General features: G+C 68.8%; 1 protein-coding gene and 1 pseudogene. One reads left to right on the top strand and one right to left on the bottom strand.

All coding sequences use genetic code 11. The features are described 5' to 3' along the window. Positions 1–261: 2-C-methyl-D-erythritol 4-phosphate cytidylyltransferase (locus ACH107_RS33035; RefSeq protein WP_412509816.1), on the bottom strand; the 261-nt coding region annotated here is incomplete at its 3' end. 128 nt (positions 262–389) lie between these two features. Between ACH107_RS33035 and ACH107_RS33030 the strand changes: the two are divergent. Further along, a pseudogene (locus ACH107_RS33030) lies at positions 390–1,027 on the top strand (tRNA dihydrouridine synthase); the annotation flags it as partial. Positions 1,028–1,127: the final 100 nt, after the last annotated feature.

Raw genomic sequence — 1,127 nt, 5'->3', positions numbered from 1 at the left:
CTCCAGCCCGGCCAGCACCGACCCGCGCCGCGTGGCGCCCCCGGCCACGACGGTCAGCCCCGGAATATCCAGCGCCCGCGCGCGCGCCATATCGTCGGGATGACCGACAAGAACCATCTCGCTGACGCGCGGCACCCCGCCAAAGGCCGCGAGCGCATGCGCCACGACCGGGCGGCCGGCAAGCGGTCGCCATTGTTTGGGCAGCGCGCCCTGCGCCCGGGTGCCGCGGCCGGCGGCGACGATGATGGCGGCAACTTCCATGGCCCCTGATTACGCCCGGTCCGCGGCAAGCGCAATCCTGTAGCGTGGTGCCTAAAAACTGTGCACTATGCTCGCGACGGATGCGATGTGGCCCCACACAGATTGAATGATGCCGGCACAGCGCGTAAATGATACCTGTTGCACAAGGAATAGGCAGTTGACGTTGCGGCTCGATGATCTGGCGCTTGCGCCACCCGTTCTGCTGGCCCCGCTTGCGGGAATCACGGATCTGCCCTTTCGGACGCTCGTGTCGCGGTTCGGCGCGGGGCTGGTGGTGAGCGAGATGGTCGCCAGCCAGGAAATGGTCCAGTCCAAGCCGGGCGTGCGCGAACGTGCGGAACTCGGCGTGGGGATCGCCAACACGGCCGTGCAGCTGGCCGGGCGCGAGGCGCGCTGGATGGCCGAGGCGGCCCGGCAGGTCGAGGCGCAGGGCGCGCGCATCCTCGACATCAACATGGGCTGCCCCGCCAAGAAGGTGACGAGCGCCAGCGGCGCTGGTGCCAGCGGGTCGGCCCTGATGAAGGACCCCGATCACGCGCTGTCGCTGATCGAGGCGGTTGTCGGCGCCGTTGACGTGCCCGTCACGCTCAAGACCCGGCTGGGATGGGATGACGGGCTGCTCAACGCCCCGGAGATCGCGCGCCGGGCCGAGGCGGCCGGGATCCGGATGATCACGATCCACGGGCGCACGCGGTGCCAGTTCTACAAGGGGCGGGCAGACTGGGCGGCGATCCGGCGCACGAAAGAGGCCGTCAGCATCCCGGTCGGGAAATGCTCCGAGGTGTCCTGCATCTTGATCGGGTTGCGCAGGTCGGGCTTGTCGGTGCCATACCATTTCGCCGCATCGGCATAGGAAATCTGCGGCC

This window comes from Roseovarius halophilus (ex Wu et al. 2025) (assembly GCF_047086965.1).
The sequence above is the reverse complement of the archived record's forward strand: the minus strand, read 5'-3'. Positions and strand labels throughout refer to the sequence as shown.